The organism is Gilliamella sp. Occ4-3 (assembly GCF_001690675.1).
Classification (GTDB): domain Bacteria; phylum Pseudomonadota; class Gammaproteobacteria; order Enterobacterales; family Orbaceae; genus Gilliamella; species Gilliamella bombi.
Genome location: NZ_LZHR01000118.1, coordinates 86,357 through 107,798 on the forward strand (window position 1 = coordinate 86,357; position 21,442 = coordinate 107,798).

Sequence of the window (21,442 nt, forward strand, 5' to 3'; positions counted from 1 at the left end):
AATTATGAAAACACAAATACTTAATCACGCTAAACAATGCGGCGAGGCTGAGTGCTGCGGATTTGTTATTGATAATAAATCCTATCTGCCATGCAACAACATCTCACCCACACCAACCGAAACATTCGAAATATCCTCTGATGATTGGATAAAAGCGGAACAAAAAGGGGAAATAACTGCAATTGTGCATTCACATCCTGATGGTTTGCCAATTTTGAGCGAAGCGGACCAATTTTATCAACAACAAACAGGATTAGACTGGTGGCTAGTTTGTGATAACAAAATTCACAAATTCAGGTATATCAAACCGTTACTGGGTCGTGAATTCAAACACGGTGAGATTGATTGCCTAACACTAGTACGAGATGCGTACATGTTAACGGGTATCAATTTACCAAATTATGAACGACAAGATGATTGGTGGCATAACGGGCAAAACCTTTACTTAGATTTACTACCCAAGAATGAGTTTGAACAAGTGGATGACGTACAAGAGGGTGACGTTATCTTGGTTTGCCTTGGTTCAACAACCCCCAATCACGCAGCTATCTACATCGGTAATCAGTTCATTTTACATCACTGTCCAAACCGTTTATCAAAAAGAGATTTATACGACGGGTTTTGGCTTAAATACACACATTCAATATGGAGACATAAACAGTGGCAATCATTCGCTTTTACGGCAATCTTAAACAATATGGCGATAAGTTCAATATGAGCGTTGAAACAGCAGCGGAAGCGATGAATGGCTTGTATTGTCAAATTAAAGGCTTGAAAAAGCAAATCATGGACGGCTATTTTCGGGTGCGAATTAACGGCGTAGATATGAACGATGACAATTTACAGTTTGGTCTACACAGCCGAATCCCACAAAATGCCGTTATTCATATTGTGCCGAAAACAAAGGGCGCAAAAGGCGGAGCATTCAGCTTTATAGCAGGGGCTGTAATGTTTGTTGTGGGGGCTATTTTTTACTGTTATCCGCTGATGGCAGCAGGCTTGGGCTTAATGATTGGTGGTGTGGCCATGATGTTAACCAAATTACCCAAAACCGACAAATCAGCGGACGGTGGTACCAATAAAAACACCTATTTTTCCAACTTAGACAACACGATAGCGCAGGGCGCACCTGTACCGCTTTGTTACGGATTAACAAAAATCGGCTCAAAAGTACTGTCGCAAGGGCTTGAAACATTAGACGACACGATAGATTCAGATAAACCGCCATTTTTCCCACCAAAACAAGATGGTAACAATATTGCTATTAAGGAGCCAAAATTACATGGGTAAAGGTTCAAAAAAGGCGAAAACGCCTAGTGAAGCTCGTGACAATCTTAAGTCACATCAACAGTTAAGTATTATTGATTTGCTGTGTGAAGGGCAAATAGAAGGTCCATCAAATGGACTACAGAGCGTTTTTTTAAACGACACGCCAATCCAAGCACCCGACGGCTCATATAATTTCAACGGCGTTAATGTTGAATGGACGGCGGGTATTCAGTCACAAGCACCACTTGAGGGTTTTCCAGCCACTGAAAACGAAGTGCCCGTTAATCTTGAGGTAAAAGCATCAACCCCGATTGTGCGTACTATTACCGACCCGAATATTGATAGAGTTCGTGTAACTGTAGGTGTGCAATCATTAAGCTCAACGGATAACAAAGGCAACATCAACCGAACATCGGTATCAATGGAAATTCAAATTGGCGTGGGCAGTATATGGAAAACGGTAAAAACGGTTGATTTAATTGATAAAAAAACACGCTCACAATATTTAACATCAGTTATTTTAGATGATTTACCGCCGAAACCGTTTAATATTCGTGTAGCACGTAGAACGCCAGATAGTACATCATCATTGCTAGTCAATAATACATTGTGGAGTTCATACACTGAAATCTATGATACTAAATTTTCATACCCGAACACGGCTGTTGTAGGACTAAAATTCGATTCATCGCAGTTCAGCGGTGTACCTCGTCGTAACTATCTCATTAAAGGGATGATAGTTAAAGTACCTGATAATTACACTCCTGAAACAAGAGAGTACAAAGGGTTTTGGTCGGGTAATTTCAAGCTTGCTTGGACCAATAATCCGGCATGGATATTTTACGACATCCTGACCAATACACGTTACGGTATGGGCAATCGTATTGGCCAATTCGGTGTTGATAAATTCGCGTTATACACGATTGCTCAATACTGTGACCAACTAGTTGACGATGGTTTTGGCGGTAAAGAACCACGATTTACCTGTAACTGTTATATCACAGAGCAACGACAAGCGTACGATGTTATTCACGACCTGTGCTCAATCTTTCGAGCTATGCCAATTTGGGATGGTACGCAGTACACCGCAGTGATGGACAGACCGAGCGACCCAGTAGCGATTTATGCAAATGCAAATGTAGTAGATGGGCAGTTCAACTACACATCGGCAGCACAAAAATCACGGCATACTGCGGTTCATGTTCGCTATATTGACCCAAATAATAATTGGGAACCAACGACTGAATACGTAGCTGATGATGATTTAATTAAACGATTTGGATTAAATGTAGCACAGATTGATGCGTTTGGCTGTACATCGAGAGGGCAAGCGCACAGAGTGGGTAAGTGGCTGATTCAAACTGAAAAATTAGAAACGCAAACGGTAACATTTTCAGTAGGTCGTGAGGGCATCCGTCATTTACCGGGTGATATTATCGGTATTGCCGATAACGATTTTTCGGGCACAACAATTGGAGGGCGAATTGTAACGGCGAATGGTGATACGATTACGTTAGACCGTGATATTGATATTAAAAATTTGAAAAATGCTTATTTGTGTGTCACTGATACTAATATGCAGCTACAGAAAGTTAAAATTCAAGCGCAAGTCAAACCAAATCAAGTTGTTTTGGTGAATAGTGTTAGTGTTGATGAGTATTCTGTCTGGGGCTTATATGACAATAAAATCAAACCAAGACTATTTAAGGCTATAACAATCGCTGAAAACAGTGACGGCACTTACTCAATCACTGCGCTACAACATGAGCCACAAAAAGAAGCGATTGTTGATAACGGGGCTAAATTTGAAGCGGAAAGCGGTACTATTTTCGGATGGTCAATTCCACCCGTTGAGCAGTTACAAGCTGAAATAATCCCCGAATCAGACCTATACCAAGCTAGGCTTTCATGGTCCACACCTCGCACAATCCAAAACTTGAAGTTTGAAGTAAAAGTGTATCGTGATGATAAATTGATTAGCAGAGAAATGGTTAATGATACTGAGTATTATCTATCGGACCTACAACAGGGTAAATTCAATGCAACGGTTAGAGGAGTGGCAGAGGATGGACGGCTAGGCGACGAAACTACGATTGCATTTTCGATTCTGCCGCCAGCTAAACCATCGGGTTTAGTGTTAACACCAAGCAGCTTTAACGTAGCAATTCGACCAGTAATGACTTCTGTATCGAGTTTGGGTACACAATTCGAATTCTACAAAGGTACAACTAAAGCCGAAGTTGAAGCTAAGCGCAATTATCTGGGGCGAGCTATGTCACTTACTGATGTTGATTGTCAGCCAGACACTGAATATTGGTACGGTGTGAATGCGGTTAATGTTGTTGGTCGCTCAGAGATGTTCATAGCTAATACCAGGACCTTAATTGCAGAAAACGGGGCGGGGGGATTATTTAGAATTCAAACGGGAGATGGTAGATTCCCGACAAATAACGATGATGCTACTCAAATGTTTTATCGTGAATTCGGATTTTATCCTGCGAGAGACACTACGCTAATCGTTTATTCATTAGATGGTGCAGGCAAAGTTGCTCATTCGGAAGCAAGAATGTACAACGGTGCGTATTGGGTTGAACCTGCTATGTTTTTGGACGGTGATTTAATCGCTACTGGCACAATGCGAGGTGATAGATTAATTGCTGGCACTGAAATCAGAGCACCTCAAATTGCTGGCGGTAAAATGGTTGCCGGTAATGTTATCAGCGCAGGTAATCCTCCAGCTTTTGAATTACTAGAAGACGGTACGCTAAACGCTAGACGAGCTAACATCTCAGGCAATATTTATGCAAGTTCAGGGCAATTAAATAATGTTGTGATTAATGAGAGCTGTCAGATTCAGGGAAAATTGACAGCAATGCAAATTGTCGGTGATATTGTAAAAATGCATACGTGTAAAAAAAATGGCTCTGTTACTATAGCACCGGAGCCGTTCGAACGAGAGTTAGTTATACTGCCGGTAACATTGGTTGCAATCAGACACAGCAGCGGTGGTGGGGGTGATGGGATAAAACCAGATTATTGGAATTTAGGCAGGCTGGATATTACTATTAGAGAAATTTCGCACCCAGCTCCTGCGCGTCACAGATTAGAAACGACGAATCTTAACCCAGTTGTCAGCGAGATATTTTTACACTCAATACCCGCCAACGAAACTCTTGTTGTTAGCGCGCAAACGCCAGATAAATATAAAGTATCTGGCATACCGAATTCCATCACAATAATGACATTGAAAAAATAACAACCGCGCTCGTAGCGGTTTTTTTTATTTTAGGAGCAAATATGGCAAAAATATCAGGGGTATTAACTGATGGCGCAGGTAATATTATTAACAACTGCACTATCGAGTTATACGCAAAAAAAACAACAAACAAAGTGCTAACACAAACACAAGCGTTTCAAGTCGCAAACAACGGCAGTTACATGATGAACGTGTTGCCGTGTGATTACGATGTGAAGCTGATTATAAATGGGTTTCCGCCGAAGAAGCTTGGCACTATTCAAGTATTTTCAGATTCAAAAGATGGCACATTAAATGATTTTTTACTGAATCCGTTGGAGAGTGAAATTACGCCAGAAATACTGCAACAAGTTATCGATGCTCGTAATCATGCAAATAAATCTGCTGAAAAAGCGGCAGATTCAGAAAGAAATAGCAAAACATCTGAAACGAATGCAAAAGTTAGTGCTGATAATGCAAAAGCCAGTGAAAATAATGCGTTTAACAGCGCACAATCAGCACGCGAATCAGCAACAACGGCAACGAATGCTAACACATCAGCAAAATCACATTCAGATTCAGCAAAATCATATGCAGATAGTGCTAGCGCATCAGCTACAGAGTCACGTAACTCAGCAGAGCAATCTAGTAATAGCGCAAATGCTGCTAAAGTGTCGGAAGACAAAGCTAAAACATCTGAACAAAATGCTAAAAAATCAGCAGATGATGCTAAAAATTGGGCGTCTACTATCGATAATTCAAATTTTATCAAAAAAACAGGTGAAGAAAACCAGTCAATTAATGGCTCGATAGATGTTAAAAAATTAACTGAACAAGGGCAACGTGTTTACTCGCCGAATAATAAACCAACCGCTGATGATATTGGTACTGTTCCAGCCATTAAAGAGGTTGTTAACGACTCACCTATTTACAAGGTGGGTGCTCACATAGTTGTAAAAGACATGATTGGCGACCAACGATTAATGCCGTTTCGTCGTGATGAACTGCCTTTTGGTTGGTATTTTCGCAACGGTGATAATTTTCTTTTAGATTCACCACATGGGCGAGCTTTAAATAGTTTGTCAGCTAATTATAAAAACGATCATCGCATTACGATAAAAACAATTAACGGTAAACAATACATTAATGTACCAACAGCGTTTGCACCCGACGGTCGAGGTTATTTTGAGCGTGCAGTAAATGGAATCAACAGGCAAGTTGGTAGCACTGAAGATGATGCGATTCGTAATATTTATGGTCAACAAGGCGTTAGGGGCGGAGTTGATGCATCAATAGATATAAACGGTGGTTTTACTCCATATACATATGTATTTAGTTATTCTAGGGGAGTGGGCAAACAAGCGATAGTTGTTCAAGATTATAATTCTTTGGCTGAATCCGTCATCTCAACATTTGATGCATCACGCATAGTACCTACGGCTCACGAAAATAGACCTCTCAATATCGGTATGACACCTGTAATTTATTTAGGAGTTTAATATGATTAATTATTATTTTGATAACACAAATGAACTAAGACCGTTTACACATAAATTAGAAGCTAATGATGATACATTACCGCCAGACAATGCGTTACGTATCGCTCCTGAGTTCAAAGATGGATATTGTCCGTGTATGCAAAACGGTGCCTGGGTGTTAGTTGAGGACAATAGGGATAAAACCGTTTATAACATTGAAACAAAAGAAGCAAAAAAAATCGATTATCTCGGTAAAATCAAGAGTGGGTTTACTGAGCTAAAACCGTTCGAGTTTTGTAAATGGAGCGGAAAAAAATGGGTATTAGATGAAGATGCAAAAAATGAACATATCATCAAAAATAACCAGGCATTAAAAAACTCATTAATCAACGAAGCTAACGAAAAAATAGCTATTTTGCAAGATATTATCGATCTTGATATGCAAGAAGCTGATGAAGAAGCGCAGTTAAAAGCGTGGAAAAAATATCGAATCTTGTTAATGCGTGTTGATGTATCAGACATTAATGCAGTATTTCCAGACAAGCCGTAAAGTGTATTTTATCTTCATAACATTTTTGTTTTGTGTAAAAATAAGACATTATTATGATAATAACGATAAACAAAGGTAAAAATTGTGAGTAAGTTATTACCCCGTCTTAGTAAAAATGAAACAGACATTCTAAGTCCCCGCATTTTACTTTTAGAAGTATATCAAGGTGAAATATCAGCCAAAGAAGCCCCTTTTTTTACTATTATACTTGAAAAAGAAGAGGTTAACTCTGAGGGTGATTTTGGACTAGACTCTTTAACAATTTCGTATCGAGTATTAGATAGATGCGCAACAGGAGTCGGTCATGGTTGGTTTGGCGCAAGTTATGACAGGAGGGCTAAGCGATTGTCTATCACTTCTGATTCTATGTCTAGGGGAGCAGTATTTTTAGATCCGGAAGAAATACGAGGATATAGAATAGGTACATATATCATGAATCAAATAATATTATGGGCGAAGCATAACTATTCTAGTGCAATACTTGATACTATCACTCTTTGTCAAGGTCAAGCTAATTTAGAAAACAAGGAACGGAGAAATCGCTTTTACGAGCAATTTGGAATTAAGTTTAATTATAGTAATGATAAAAAAGAAGAAGGAAAATCTAATAAAACCTTTATAAATCAGCTTACAACGGTAGAAACTTGGAAAAAAAACATCAAGGAAGTGGAGATAACTGATTATCTTATTGAAAAAAAAGAAACACTTAAAAACCAAAAGCAGAAAATTTTTGAAATACTAGGTGGTAATAAAATGTTGCAAAAAGAAATTGATTACTATTTAAAAGAAAATATTTTTCAATTTATTTTACGCAAAATTAAATATAAACAAAAAATAATAATTGAGGTTGGAATAATATTGTTTTTTATTTTTCTAATTTTTATCAAATAATAGCCTACAATACTCAACAGCGTCATGTAGCATCACAAAATCGGCGATATCATATAGTGTTTTCTGCGTTTGATAGAATACATAATTGTGATCGTCGTCGCTATTGATAATGTAGCATTCGCCCGTAATTTCATTATTAAAGCGAAAGAAAACTAGCTTTCTTTTTCTTTTAATTTGTTAAATTTAGCATGTAATGAATTTGGGAATAAACTAATATAAATATTCCAGAGCGTTTGTAAATTTCTATGTCCTGTCACTTGAGCCACTTCTTCTATTGCAAAACCCTGTTCTAATAATCGACTAGCTCCTTCTCGCCTCATGTCATGATACCTTAAATCAATAATACCAAGTTTATTTCTAACTCGCTGAAAACCTGCAGTTACAGATCTTGAATTATAAGGGAATATTAACTCGTTGTTTTTAGGTTGTGATTGTAAAATAGTCCACGCTTCGCCTAACAAGGGTACAAGCATATGATTTCCTATTTTTTTTCTAGGATCTTTTCTGTTTCTAACTAGTACTGCTTTTTGTTTATAATCTACATCATCCCATTTTAGAGAACATATTTCACCTATTCGCATACATGACAATATTGAAAAATTCAAAATATCGACAAAAGGAATTTTTGAATATTTATGTGACTGCCGTTCTTGTAGTTTTTCAACAATACGATTTAATTCATCACTTATTGGTCGTCTTGCTCTGCGTTGGCTTTTTCCGATTAAATTCATCTGTATTAATAACGGTCTAGCATCCTCTACAACTGTTTTATCAATATTTATTCCATAAATAGGCCGCGCAACTTCAAGAATAGAACCAATATAGCTTATATCATGGTTGATAGTAGCTGGTTTGGTTCCTGAGGCTGCTCTAGCCCTGCAGTGTTCAATTATGTGATGCGTTTTTAGATCAGATAATTTTATATTTGCAATGTCACTATTGATAATCATTTGAATAACATATCGTTTTGTTCGTCCTGCTTTTTCACCAAGATTTGGATCAGATAAGTATTTATTTAAAAGATTCCCTAATGTTAATTTTGTTATATCGTTTTTCTGTGGGATCCCGAATTGCTCTATTTTCGATACTTGATTTGTTCCCCATGTTTTTGCTATTTGTTGTTTGCTAAATGTCTTTGACTCACGATAAATAACCTTGGTTTTTTCTTTTATTACAACGGTACAACGATATCGAGGTGTTCCGTCTGCACGAATACGTTTCTCTATGATATAATGAGCCATAAATTGTTTATCCTAAATTATTTTGTCCTATCCGCGTGGGAGCCCATGTGGGATCCTGATGATGGAAAAATATATCAAAATAGGTAAAAATAAGCAAAAATAATATTTCTGAAATAATCAGTAAAAATAGCTATAAATATTGGTGTATCAATGAATTCAACAAAAAATAAATTTTCCATCGCTCCTATGTTAGATTGGACAGATAAACATTGCCGTTATTTTCATCGAATTTTAACAAAAAAAGCATTGCTATATACCGAAATGGTGACTACAGGCGCAATTTTATTTGGGAAAGGTGATTATTTAGCTTTCAACAATGAAGAGCATCCAGTTAGCTTGCAACTAGGCGGTAGTGATCCTAACGCATTAGCGCAATGTGCAAAATTAGCGCAAGAACGTGGTTATGACGAAATCAACTTAAATGTGGGATGTCCATCAGATCGCGTACAAAATGGTATGTTTGGTGCTTGTTTAATGGGAAATCCAAATTTGGTTGCCGATTGTATCGCTCAGATGCAAGATCAGGTTGATATTCCCGTCACGGTAAAAACAAGAATTGGTATTGATGATTGCGATAGCTATACTTTTTTGTGTCAATTTATTGAAAAGGTAATGCCTTACACCAAAACATTTATTGTACATGCGCGCAAAGCATGGTTATCAGGATTAAGCCCAAAGGAAAATCGTGAGGTTCCTCCACTTGACTATGAACGTGTTTATAAATTGAAACAAGATTATCCCAATTTAACTATAGCCATCAATGGTGGCATAAAAACGATTGATGAAATAAAATGTCATTTACAGCATGTTGATGGTGTAATGGTTGGGCGAGAGGCATATCAAAATCCATTGTTACTTACTGAAATTGATACGCAAATTTTTGGCACAAATACCCCCATCATTGATCCCCTATCTGCTATTCAAGCACTTTACCCTTATATCGAACAACAGCTAATGCAAGGTGCGCAACTTAACCATATTATGCGGCATACTTTAGGTATATTTAATGGACGTAAAGGAGCAAAGCAATGGCGGCGTTATCTTAGTGAAAATGCGCATAAAAAAGGGGCAGGGGTCGAGGTTGTTGAACAGGCTTTAACATTCATCAAATAATATTTAACAAAATAGCAATTATATTTGCTCAATAATGACGCTAATTGCGCGCTACTAGTATATCGTTATATACTAACTCACATTTTTCCTAATGGTTTTATTCTGTGCGTTTAAATTCAAGTCAACAAAAAGCCGTTGAATATGTTTCAGGACCGTGTCTTGTTTTAGCTGGAGCAGGTTCTGGCAAAACTCGGGTTATCATTAACAAAATTTCCTATTTAATTCATGTTAAAGAATATTTACCACGCCATATTGTTGCGGTTACCTTTACGAATAAAGCCGCACGCGAAATGAAAGAACGTATAGCCCAAGCGCTTAGTAAACAAGAAGCAAGAGGGCTTAAAATATCAACATTCCATACGCTAGGATTGGATATTATTCGCCGAGAGTATACTCATCTGGGAATTAAATCTAACTTCTCTCTATTTGATGATCATGATCAAACAGCGCTACTCAAGGAACTAACTCATCAATGGTTAGAAGATGATAAGGATTTGATTAATCAATTACGCTCAACAATCTCAAATTGGAAAAATGATCTTGTTGATTCAACTATTGCGATGGCAAGAGCGCAGACGAATAAAGAGAAACTATTTGCTCACTGTTATCAATTGTATGAAAAACAATTAAAAGCTTGCAGTATATTAGATTTTGATGATCTTATATTATTGCCCACACTCTTATTAAAAACCAACGAAGAAGTTCGCGAAAAATGGCAAAACAAAGTTCGTTATTTGTTGGTTGATGAATATCAAGACACAAACACAAGTCAGTACGAATTTATCAAATTACTAGTTGGTAACCGAGCTAAATTTACTGTTGTTGGTGATGATGATCAGTCTATTTACTCTTGGCGTGGTGCACGACCACAAAATTTAGTATTACTTAAACAAGATTTTCCTAATTTAGAAGTGATCAAATTAGAACAAAATTACCGATCATCGGGTCGAATTTTAAAAGTGGCGAATATCTTAATCGAAAATAATCCACATATCTTTGAAAAAAAACTTTTCTCAGAACTGGGTTATGGTGAAACATTAAAAGTTATTTCAGCCGATAGCGAAGAGCATGAAGCCGAAAAAGTTATTAATCACCTTATTGGCCATCGCTTTGCGCATAACAGTCAATATGGTCAATACGCTATCTTATATCGTGGCAATCATCAGGCACGACTAATTGAAAAGATACTCATGCAATATCGGATACCGTATCGAATCTCTGGCGGCACATCATTTTTTGCTCGAATTGAAATTAAAGACTTAATGGCATATTTGCGATTATTAACTAATCCAGATGATGATAATGCGTTTATTCGTATTATTAACACACCAAAACGAGAAATTGGTCCAGCGACTATTCAAAAACTTGGCGAATGGGCAAATCATCGAGGTGTTAGTTTATATCAAGCAAGCCATGATATGGGGTTGACCCAATTGCTTTCAGGTAAACGTATGGAGTCATTACAAGAATTCATACAATGGTTTGATGCCCTTATTCAAAAATCTCATACTGAACCCATGGAAGCAATTTATGAACTTTTACACGGGATTCATTATGAGAGCTGGATTTATGAAACCTCATCATCTCCAACATCTGGGCAAATGCGCATGCGCAATGTAGAACAATTGGTCAGTTGGTTAAATGATATGTTGCAAGGTGATGATATTGATGAAGCAATGACACTTGAACAAGCTGTCGCGAGATTTACTTTGCGTGATATGTTAGAACGTAACGAGTCCGAAGAAGAACTCGACCAAGTACAACTTATGACACTACATGCATCTAAAGGATTAGAGTTTCCTTATGTCTACTTGATTGGCATGTCCGAAGGTTTATTACCTCATCAAACCAGCATTGATGAAGATAACATTGAAGAAGAGCGCCGTTTAGCTTATGTTGGTATTACTCGGGCGCAACGAGAACTGACTTTTTCTTTTAGCCGGCAACGTAAACAATTTGGCGAAACCCTTCAAGTTGAACCGAGTCGATTTTTATTAGAACTGCCACAAGACGACTTGGAGTGGCAAGATCAGCGTAACGAATTATCACCTGAAAAAAAAATGCAACAAGGGCAAAGTAGGCTAGCCATGCTAAAAGCGCAAATTGCCAAGGCTAAGTAACCAAATTTTGACAATTATAAAATAAGGAATAACAAATGATGAAGTTAATAATAAGTGTCATATTAATTTTAACTAGTTGCTTTGCGAATGCTACAGGTTTAAATTATCACTCAGAACGCACGAGGCTCTATCAATTAACCCAAAAATTTGAAGCGCAAAAAACATTACCTAGATTATATACAAAAGAAGGTAAAGAAATTCTTAGCCAATTTACTGATCCCAAACTTCTTGAGAATTTTTCAAAAGATAAAATAGATGAAAAATTAGATATAACCAATTATATCAACCATATAGTTGAGATTTATTTAACCTTTTTATCAAATAAATCAAATGAAATAACTAGCCAAGATCTAACAAATAACCTAAAACGATTTCAACAAGAAATTATTTTATTAAGCACTTTTAATATAAAATATTTTGCGGCAATATCTCCTCATGTTAATCAGTTTTATAAAGAACTTCCCGATAATGAAAGAGGTGGAGTCATACAGTATAGTGTGAAAATGATGCAATCAGAAATGTTAAAATATTACTACGGTGGATTTAAGTGGATTGCTTTACCAGATTGTTTAACTGAACAATCTAAATTGGATATTATCACCACATTAGAACAATCAGCTGAAAATTACGCAAAATTTATCCCAGAATCGAAAAAGACAGCAATCATTGAAAAGGCCGAACAATTAATAACTCAACAACCTATATTTAAATCACAGTTATCACATATCATCGAAGTGATGAAAACAAACAAATGTGAAGAAATATGTCAAAGAATCTACAAAAACAAGTGACTTATGTATATACTCTTTATCAATTTAATTAACTTTATCATAGTATAAGTTAGTTACAACTAATTTGGTTATTAGTATTAATTTTCAGCAATATTTTTAAGGATCATTTGGTATGATTTTAGGTAATATTAATCATTTAGGGTTAGTTCCTTATTTACCCGAAAAAATTAAACAATCAATTGAATATATTAAAGATAATGTCAATAATAATACGCCTGTTGGGCGTTACGATATTGATGGTGATAATATGTTTTTTATTGTGTCAGATAGTACATCGCGATATATCCACGATGCTAATCCAGAATATCATGAAAAATATATTGACGTTCAGATTGTTTTAGTTGGGCAAGAGGGTATGGCAGTAAGTACGTTACCGCCATATACAAAAGTGTTAGATAATAAATTAGTAGAAAATGATATTGCTTTTATCGAAACACCAAAAGAAGAAACCTTGTTGATATTACACCCAAATGATTTTATCGTGTTTTTACCTAATGAAGTGCATAAACCGCTTTGTGCAATTGATAATAATATCGAAACAGTTCGCAAAGTTGTGGTAAAAATCGCGTTAGATTATTTATAAAAAGGTTAAAGATGATAAGTATATTATGACTACAAAAATAGCTGTTATTGGCGAATGTATGATTGAATTGTCGATGAATCAGGATTCGACTACGCGTGGTTTTGGTGGTGATACGCTTAATACATCGGTTTATTTGTCTCGTTTACTAAAAGATAATGATTTTTCAATACATTATGTAACCGGGCTTGGTACCGATCCCTTCAGTCAAGAAATGTTAGATTGTTGGGAAACAGAAAACATTCAAACAGATTTAGTACAAAGAATGTCTGATAAAATGCCGGGGCTTTATTCTATTGTTACTGATGAACATGGTGAACGGTCTTTTTATTATTGGCGTAATGATGCTGCTGCTAAATTTTGGTTGAAAACAACTGAAACAGATAGAATAATTCAGCAAATTGAACATTATGATTATGTATATTTGAGCGGTATTAGTATTGCTATTTTAGATGCTGAAAGTATCCTTAAATTATTAGATCTTTTAAAACGTGTTAAAGCTAATAGCGGTAAAGTTATTTTTGATAATAATTTTCGTCCATGTTTATGGAGTAGCCTTGATTTGGCTCGTAGTGTTTATGCTGATATTCTTAGCTTTACAGATATTGCATTTTTAACATTAGATGACGAAGATTTATTATGGGGTAAGCTACCTTATGAGCAAGTTATTGAGCGTACAAAACAATTTGGTGTAACTGAAATTGTTATTAAACGTGGCAGTGATAGCTGTATTATTGATTCTGCTGATGGTCGTTTTGAAGTTCCTGCTAATAAAATTGCTAAAGATAAAGTGATTGATACTACGGCCGCTGGTGATTCATTTAGTGCAGGTTATCTTGGGGCTCGTTTAAGTGGAAGGAACCCTTCTCAGTCAGCATTACAAGGGCACTTGGTGGCTGGCACGGTTATACAGTATCGCGGCGCAATTATTCCTGTTGATGCGACGCCAAAATTGACATACTAAGTTGAATCAACAAATGACGGTCATTAATGGCCGTTTTTTCTGCTGTAAAAATAAATATTTTTAGTTTATTTTTTGTCAAAAAGTTTCAGGTAACACTGTGTTTTAGTATAAAATTAGCTAAGTAGTATATTAAGCTATATAGTTGTATATTTAATCAAATGTTACTGGTATAATATACAGTTAATTTTCTATCCATTTTGTTTAAAAACACAAAAAAGAAGAGATCTATGTCAATCAAAGATATCGATATTCGTGGTGCGAGAACGCACAATCTAAAAAACATTAATGTAACCATTCCAAGAGATAAATTAGTTGTTATTACAGGTCTTTCTGGATCAGGTAAATCTTCGTTAGCATTTGATACTTTATATGCCGAAGGGCAACGACGCTATGTTGAATCGTTGTCGGCGTATGCTCGTCAGTTTTTATCATTGATGGAAAAACCTGATGTAGATCATATTGAAGGATTATCACCTGCAATTTCGATTGAGCAAAAATCAACTTCGCATAACCCTCGTTCGACAGTAGGGACTATCACTGAAATTTATGATTACTTACGTTTGCTTTTTGCTCGAATTGGAGAGCCTCGTTGTCCAAATCATCATTTACCGTTAGCTGCACAAACGATATCACAGATGGTCGATAGCATCATGGCGTTACCGTCTGATAATCGTTATATGCTACTTGCCCCTGTGGTTACTGAGCGTAAAGGGGAGTTTGTTAAACTGTTCGAGCAACTTGCTGCTAGTGGTTATATTCGGGTACGAGTGGATGGTGATGTATATGATCTTTCTGATCCGCCAATTCTTGAATTGCAAAAAAAACATACCATTGAAGTTGTTGTTGATCGTTTTCGTATTCGTGACGACTTAAAACTTCGTTTAGCGGAGTCGATTGAAACGGTTCTTTCGATCACTAATGGTATTGTTAAAGTCGCCAATTTGGATGATCCACAAGCTGAAGAATATTTGTTTTCGGCTAATTTTGCTTGTCCTATTTGTGGTTACAGTATTTCTGAATTAGAACCGAGATTATTCTCGTTCAATAATCCTGCTGGTGCGTGCCCTGAGTGTGATGGTTTGGGTGTGCAACAATATTTTGATCAAAAACGTATTGTTCAGATGCCAGAAGTTTCATTAGCTGCTGGTGCGATTAAAGGTTGGGATCGTCGCAATTTTTACTATTTCCAGATGCTAAAATCATTAGCAGATCATTATAAGTTTGACATTGATAAACCGTATGAAAAATTACCTGAAAAGATAAAAGACATTTTATTAAATGGTTCAGGTAATACCGAAATTCAGTTTGTTTATTCAAACGATCGTGGTGATGTGGTTAAGCGTAAACATCCATTTGAAGGGATTATTAATAATTTAGCTCGTCGGTATAAAGAAACTGAATCACAAACTATCCGTGAAGAGCTAGCAAAATATATTAGCCATCGACCTTGTCCTTGTTGTGGTGGTTCTAGGTTATGTACGGCAGCAAGAAATGTGTTTATTAATGATACAAATTTACCAACAATTAGTGATTTAAGTACGCAACAAGCCAAGGATTTTTTTGATAAATTGACATTGACTGGGCAACGAGCTCAAATTGCAGAAAAAATCTTGAAAGAGATCAACGATCGTTTACAATTTTTGATTAACGTTGGACTTAACTATTTAACGCTTTCAAGATCCGCTGAAACATTATCAGGTGGTGAAGCACAACGTATTCGATTAGCAAGCCAAATTGGTGCAGGTCTTGTTGGCGTGATGTATGTGCTGGATGAACCTTCTATTGGATTGCATCAGCGAGATAATACTCGTCTGATTGACACTTTAACGCATTTACGTGACTTAGGTAATACTGTTATAGTCGTTGAACATGATGAAGAAGCTATTATGGCTGCTGATTATGTAATTGATATTGGTCCTGGGGCAGGGGTTCATGGTGGTGAAGTTGTTGCTCAGGGAACACCCAAACAAATAATGGCATGTAAAACATCTTTAACAGGAAAATATTTATCCGGTAAAGAAAAAATTGAAATACCAACTATTCGCACCAAAGTCGATAAGAAAAAAATGTTATCTCTTATTGGTGCAACCGGTAATAATCTTAAAGATGTGACATTAAATATTCCAGTTGGCTTATTTACATGTATCACTGGTGTATCGGGCTCGGGAAAATCAACCTTAATTAATGATACCTTATATCCCCTTGCCCAAAACGAACTCAATGGTGCAGAAAAAACTGAAATAGCACCCTATAAATCAATCAAAGGACTTAACCATTTTGATAAAGTAATTGCGATTGACCAAAGCCCAATTGGACGTACGCCACGTTCTAATCCAGCAACTTATACTGGATTTTTTACTTCTATCCGTGAACTTTATGCTGGTGTACCAGAATCTCGAGCTCGAGGCTATAATCCAGGTCGCTTTAGTTTTAATGTTAAGGGTGGACGCTGTGAAGCTTGTCAAGGTGATGGTTTAATCAAAGTTGAAATGCACTTTTTGCCTGATATTTATGTTCCTTGTGATCAGTGTCATGGTGCTCGCTATAACCGTGAGACCCTAGAGATCAAATATAAAGGAAAGTCTATTAACGAAATTTTAAATATGACAGTTGAAGAAGGTCGTGAGTTTTTCGATGCCGTGCCAATGATAGCACGCAAACTGCAAACATTGATTGATGTTGGGCTTTCTTATATTACCATTGGACAGTCAGCAACAACATTATCGGGTGGTGAAGCGCAACGAGTAAAACTCGCAAAAGAATTATCTAAGCGAGATACTGGTCGTACTTTGTATATCTTAGATGAACCAACAACTGGGCTACATTTTGCCGATGTGAAACAATTATTAACGCAATTACATTCATTACGAGATAAAGGCAATACTATCGTTGTTATCGAGCATAATTTGGATGTAGTTAAAACAGCAGACTGGATTGTGGACTTAGGACCAGAAGGTGGTAATGGTGGCGGAGAAATTATTGCCGAAGGGACGCCAGAAGAGGTTGCGAAATCTAAACATTCCTTCACTGGTGAATATTTAAAACCGTTGTTGGAAAAACAAAAAGTAGTCTAGAATTATTATTAATATAGCATATAAAGAACGGGCGAGGAGCAACGCCCAGTCTTTTTATATACTTTAATTAATATTATAGTTAAATAAGTACTGAAAATAGACAGAAACTGGATTTACGACGAGTTTGGTAAGATTCTTAAGTGCAATTATCAGCATGGTGTGGTTGATGAAAGGGGGTATATTTTGACATTGCTAATTGTATTGATGATCATAGTCGCCTATATTTTGGGCTCGCTTTCTGGTGCAATGATCATTAGTCGTATCATGCATTTACCTAATCCTTCAGAACATGGATCTCACAATCCTGGAGCAACCAATATTTTACGACTCAATGGCAAATTACCAGCCATTTTTGTTTTAATCTTTGATATGTTAAAAGGTACAATTCCTGTTTATATTTCATATCGGATTGGTATTACACCTTTCTTTTTAGGTATTATTGGTATTTTTGCTTGTTTAGGACATATTTTCCCCTGTTTTTTTCATTTTCGTGGAGGAAAAGGAGTTGCAACTGCGTTAGGTATGATGGCTCCAATTGGGTTTGATTTTACAGGTTGCTTTATTTTAACTTGGTTACTTACTTTACTAATTACAGGATATTCTTCGGTAGCTGCAGTTGTTGGTTTTCTTATGGCGCCATTTTATGTTTGGTTATTCAAACCTGAGCTTACTTTACCAGTTGCAATGCTTTCGTGTTTGATTATTGTTCGCCATAATAATAACATTATGCGTCTTTTTAAAGGTGAAGAACCAAAAAGTTATCATCGTAGCAAGAACAAAAGATAACCTAAAAATTTATACATAATAATGTTATATATTTGAATAGTGCTTTTATAACATAGATTGTACGTTATGTAACATCCTACCTACTTATTTTCTGCAATCTTTTTGATTTTATCGTTAGTTAATTAAACAATAGAATAATTCTTGTTTGATAGATTTTTTAAAAAAGGTATTATTATCTTAAAACTCAAATATGTGGAAACCAAATAATTCATGCAAATAAGCCCATTATTAGAATCACTTATGGAAGCATTGCGTTGTTTACCTGGCGTTGGTCCAAAATCGGCGCAACGAATGGCCTTTCATTTATTACAACGAAATCGACAAGGTGGCATTAAATTAGCTCATGAGCTACATGAAGCAATGATAAATATCGGCCATTGCAAGGAATGCCGAACTTTTACCGAACAAGAAACCTGTACTATTTGTGCAAATGCTCGTCGTCAAAGTAGTGAACAGCTTTGTGTGGTTGAAACTCCAGCAGATATAGTAGCCATTGAACAAACTGGGCAGTATAGTGGTCGCTATTTTGTATTATTAGGGCATTTATCACCTTTAGATGGTATTGGCCCTAGTGATATAGGTCTTGATTTATTGAAAAAAAAACTATCTTCAGAGTCGATTAGCGAAGTTATTTTAGCCACTAATCCCACCGTCGAAGGTGATGCAACAGCTAATTATATTGCGCAAATGTGTGCAGAGTTTAATGTAACAGCAACAAGAATAGCTCATGGTGTTCCAGTTGGTGGTGAACTCGAAATGGTAGATGGTACCACCTTATCGCATTCGTTTGTTGGTCGTCAAAAAATAGAATTATAATTTTATTGAACTTTTAGTAATTAGTCAGTCTTTATAGCTAAGATCAGAAATGAAAAGAGGTATTATATGAAGTATAAAGCCGTAGCCTTTGATATGGATGGTACGTTGTTAGCCGGCAATCGTTTAATTTTACCAGAAACAATAGCGGCCATTGAAAAAATTACAGCTAAAGGTATGAAAGTTATTTTAGTTTCAGGGCGGCATCATTCTGTAATTTATCCTTATTACTATCAGCTCAAATTATCAACCCCGGCAATTTGTTGTAATGGATCTTATCTCTATGATTTTGAGAAACAAAACGCTTTTGCCGCTAAACCAATGACGAAAGATCAGGCTCGAATGCTACTAAATCTTGTCAATCAATATGGTATTCATACATTAATTTATACTGATAAAATAATGACTTATGAATTGTTAGATGATCATCTAGAAAGCTTTTTTAAGTGGGTTAAATCATTGCCTGAGTTTTTACAACCTGAAATTAAAAAAGTAGATGATTTTGAAAAAGTTATTGAGCAATCTGACGCTATTTTTAAATTTGCAACAAGTAGTCATAATATACCTGCTTTACAACAATTTTCAAATGCAGTTGATTCCTTTGGTATGTTTTCGTGTGAATGGTCTTGGTCAAATCGAGCAGATGTAGCAGTTAAAGGAAATACCAAAGGAAATGGATTAACTCACTGGGCAGAGTACGAAAATATTGATTTAAGCGAAATAGTCGCTTTTGGTGACAGTTATAATGACATAAGTATGTTATCTATTGCTGGATTAGGGATTGCGATGGGTAATGCTGATGATGAAGTGAAAGCCAAAGCAAATTATGCCATTGGTGATAATAATGGTCCTAGTATAGCTAAAGAGCTTGAAGAACTCTTTTTATAATTGATATTTTATAAATATTCTATGTTTGAAATCCTTTATCAAGATGATGACTTAATTGCCATTAACAAACCATCTGGTTGGCTTGTGCATCGCAGTTGGTTAGATAAAACTGAAACAGTTGTTGTGATGCAAACATTGCGTGATCAAATCGGTCAACATGTCTTCCCTATACATAGGCTAGATAGACCAACCTCTGGTGTTTTGTTGTTTGCCCTTTCTAGTGATGTAGCAAGAATTATGTCAGAAGAATTTGCAAAAAAACAAATTGAAAAAACGTATCATGCGATTGTGCGCGGTTATGTTGAGGGGGAAGCGGTGATTGATTACCCTTTAGTTGAAGAATTAGATAAAATTGCAGATAAATTTACTAATAATAATAAACCAGCACAAGATGCCGTCACATTTTACAAATCTATAAGCAAAATTGAAGTTCCGATTAAGGTTGGCAAATTTGAAACAGCAAGGTATAGTTTTGTTGAATTAAAACCACAAACTGGTCGTAAACATCAACTACGTCGCCATATGAAACATATTTTCCATCCGATATTGGGGGATAGCAAACATGGCGATTTACATCAGAATCGTGCATTTGCAACTTATTTTAATATCAAACGATTGATGTTGCATGCAAGCAAACTTGAAATCAAACATCCAATCCAACATAAGCCAATGATTATTGAAGCTAAATTAGATCAAAGTTGGCAAGATATCCTTTTAAATTTTAAATAGTAGTTATTATTCCATATTACTTTGCAATTATTTGATTATATAGTATTATTTAACACCATTTCCTTTGATGTTGTTTATTTTTATCAAAGGAAATTTATGTAATATTTTAATTATAATTTAAATTGATGATGGGATTAAAAATGAAATTGATAATGAAATTTTTAAGTGTATTTTTATTAGCACTTATGGTAACTGCATGTTCGAATAATGATTCTCCTGAACAAGTAGCAGAAAAATTTATCTCAGCGATCTACAAAGGTGATTCAGATACTGTTATAAATCTCATCAATTTTCCTAAAGATGATGATAACAAAGGTATGGATATGCGAATGTTCGTTAAAAGCAAAATGCAAGAAGCACTACAGCGAGGTAAACAATTTGCTGATGAACATGGAGGACTTGATAAAGTCGAATCTGAACTCGTAAAATATACTAATGATGAAAAAAATATGGCAATAGTTAGTACTACTGTTATCTTTAAAGATGCTACTAAAAAAGAGGAAAAAAACATATCGGTGATTAAAGCTGATGGTAAATGGCTAATTAATCTTAAATAGCTATATTATCGTCAATATAGATTATACTTTTAGAAGAATCTAAAAAGGGTAAATAGTGATTACCCTTTTTTATTAAGAAACGATTTTTGATGAGATATTGCTATTATCTTTGTATGATGTTAATTATGATGCTAGTAAATTTTGCTCTAGCTAATGATACTGTTCATTTTTCAAATCCAACCACCGAAATACCATATTCAGTAAAAGTTGGCGATTGGATTTTTAGAAAAGGTATACAAACCGATAGTCTTATAGTCAATCAATTAGGTGGTAGTGATTTTTCACATATTGGTATGATTATATCAATCAATCCAGAAATTAGAATTATTCATGCTACGACTAGCGATGATGAGGACCATCCTA

General features: G+C 35.8%; 18 protein-coding genes and 1 pseudogene. 18 read left to right on the forward strand and 1 reads right to left on the reverse strand.

What is annotated here, in order from left to right; all coding sequences use genetic code 11:
- The first annotated feature begins 1 nt into the window (after position 1).
- The 6 genes from A9G44_RS12505 to A9G44_RS12530 all read left to right on the forward strand — a co-directional run bounded on the left by A9G44_RS12505 (position 2) and on the right by A9G44_RS12530 (position 7,423).
- A complete protein-coding gene (locus tag A9G44_RS12505; protein WP_065611415.1) occupies positions 2 to 718 on the forward strand; it encodes a C40 family peptidase in 717 nt (238 codons plus the stop codon).
- A complete protein-coding gene (locus A9G44_RS12510; RefSeq protein WP_065611417.1) occupies positions 715 to 1,290 on the forward strand; it encodes a tail assembly protein in 576 nt (191 codons plus the stop codon). The genes A9G44_RS12505 and A9G44_RS12510 overlap by 4 nt, the downstream gene beginning before the upstream one ends.
- A complete protein-coding gene (gpJ, locus tag A9G44_RS12515; RefSeq protein ID WP_065611419.1) occupies positions 1,283 to 4,525 on the forward strand; it encodes a TipJ family phage tail tip protein in 3,243 nt (1,080 codons plus the stop codon). The genes A9G44_RS12510 and gpJ overlap by 8 nt, the downstream gene beginning before the upstream one ends.
- Before the next feature lie 41 nt (positions 4,526 to 4,566).
- Entirely contained in the window at positions 4,567 to 6,003 is a 1,437-nt protein-coding gene (locus A9G44_RS12520; RefSeq protein ID WP_065611421.1) for a prophage tail fiber N-terminal domain-containing protein, read from the forward strand.
- A 1-nt stretch (position 6,004) separates the two neighbouring features.
- Positions 6,005 to 6,532, forward strand: coding sequence for a tail fiber assembly protein (locus A9G44_RS12525; protein WP_065611423.1), 528 nt, complete (start codon positions 6,005 to 6,007; stop codon positions 6,530 to 6,532).
- Between the two features lie 84 nt (positions 6,533 to 6,616).
- Positions 6,617 to 7,423 (forward strand): hypothetical protein, encoded by an 807-nt coding sequence (locus A9G44_RS12530; protein WP_065580538.1) that lies wholly within the window; start codon positions 6,617 to 6,619, stop codon positions 7,421 to 7,423.
- Positions 7,424 to 7,575: 152 nt separating this feature from the next.
- On the opposite strand, the gene A9G44_RS12535 is transcribed toward A9G44_RS12530, so the two are convergent.
- On the reverse strand, positions 7,576 to 8,664 hold the full coding sequence (locus tag A9G44_RS12535) for a site-specific integrase (protein ID WP_065611425.1): 1,089 nt from the start codon (positions 8,662 to 8,664) through the stop codon (positions 7,576 to 7,578).
- Between the two features lie 150 nt (positions 8,665 to 8,814).
- On the opposite strand from A9G44_RS12535, the gene dusA reads away from it, so the two are divergent.
- The 12 genes and pseudogenes from dusA to A9G44_RS12595 all read left to right on the forward strand — a co-directional run.
- Positions 8,815 to 9,777, forward strand: a complete 963-nt coding sequence (dusA, locus tag A9G44_RS12540; protein WP_065611426.1) for a tRNA dihydrouridine(20/20a) synthase DusA — start codon at positions 8,815 to 8,817, stop codon at positions 9,775 to 9,777.
- A 104-nt stretch (positions 9,778 to 9,881) separates the two neighbouring features.
- A complete protein-coding gene (rep, locus tag A9G44_RS12545) occupies positions 9,882 to 11,897 on the forward strand; it encodes a DNA helicase Rep (protein ID WP_065611428.1) in 2,016 nt (671 codons plus the stop codon).
- Between the two features lie 35 nt (positions 11,898 to 11,932).
- Complete coding sequence (locus A9G44_RS12550; RefSeq protein WP_143426417.1) at positions 11,933 to 12,688, forward strand: hypothetical protein; 756 nt, start codon at positions 11,933 to 11,935, stop codon at positions 12,686 to 12,688.
- Positions 12,689 to 12,800: 112 nt separating this feature from the next.
- A complete protein-coding gene (locus tag A9G44_RS12555) occupies positions 12,801 to 13,271 on the forward strand; it encodes a YhcH/YjgK/YiaL family protein (protein ID WP_065611431.1) in 471 nt (156 codons plus the stop codon).
- A 25-nt stretch (positions 13,272 to 13,296) separates the two neighbouring features.
- Positions 13,297 to 14,232, forward strand: a complete 936-nt coding sequence (locus tag A9G44_RS12560; RefSeq protein WP_065611433.1) for a sugar kinase — start codon at positions 13,297 to 13,299, stop codon at positions 14,230 to 14,232.
- Positions 14,233 to 14,465: 233 nt separating this feature from the next.
- The gene (uvrA, locus tag A9G44_RS12565) at positions 14,466 to 17,306 is read left to right on the forward strand and encodes an excinuclease ABC subunit UvrA (RefSeq protein WP_143426418.1); all 2,841 of its coding nucleotides are present in this window, start codon (positions 14,466 to 14,468) and stop codon (positions 17,304 to 17,306) included.
- A 183-nt stretch (positions 17,307 to 17,489) separates the two neighbouring features.
- Positions 17,490 to 18,092: a glycerol-3-phosphate 1-O-acyltransferase PlsY gene (plsY, locus tag A9G44_RS12570; protein ID WP_065590802.1), complete on the forward strand. Its 603-nt coding sequence runs from the start codon at positions 17,490 to 17,492 to the stop codon at positions 18,090 to 18,092.
- A 210-nt stretch (positions 18,093 to 18,302) separates the two neighbouring features.
- On the forward strand, positions 18,303 to 18,908 hold the full coding sequence (gene recR, locus A9G44_RS12575; protein ID WP_065560888.1) for a recombination mediator RecR: 606 nt from the start codon (positions 18,303 to 18,305) through the stop codon (positions 18,906 to 18,908).
- Between the two features lie 66 nt (positions 18,909 to 18,974).
- Positions 18,975 to 19,793, forward strand: coding sequence for a pyridoxal phosphatase (locus A9G44_RS12580; protein ID WP_065611437.1), 819 nt, complete (start codon positions 18,975 to 18,977; stop codon positions 19,791 to 19,793).
- Positions 19,794 to 19,814: 21 nt separating this feature from the next.
- The gene (truC, locus tag A9G44_RS12585; protein WP_065611439.1) at positions 19,815 to 20,522 is read left to right on the forward strand and encodes a tRNA pseudouridine(65) synthase TruC; all 708 of its coding nucleotides are present in this window, start codon (positions 19,815 to 19,817) and stop codon (positions 20,520 to 20,522) included.
- A 140-nt stretch (positions 20,523 to 20,662) separates the two neighbouring features.
- Positions 20,663 to 21,079: a DUF4878 domain-containing protein gene (locus tag A9G44_RS12590; RefSeq protein ID WP_218837602.1), complete on the forward strand. Its 417-nt coding sequence runs from the start codon at positions 20,663 to 20,665 to the stop codon at positions 21,077 to 21,079.
- A gap of 125 nt (positions 21,080 to 21,204) precedes the next feature.
- Positions 21,205 to 21,442: pseudogene (locus A9G44_RS12595) on the forward strand (hypothetical protein); the annotation flags it as partial.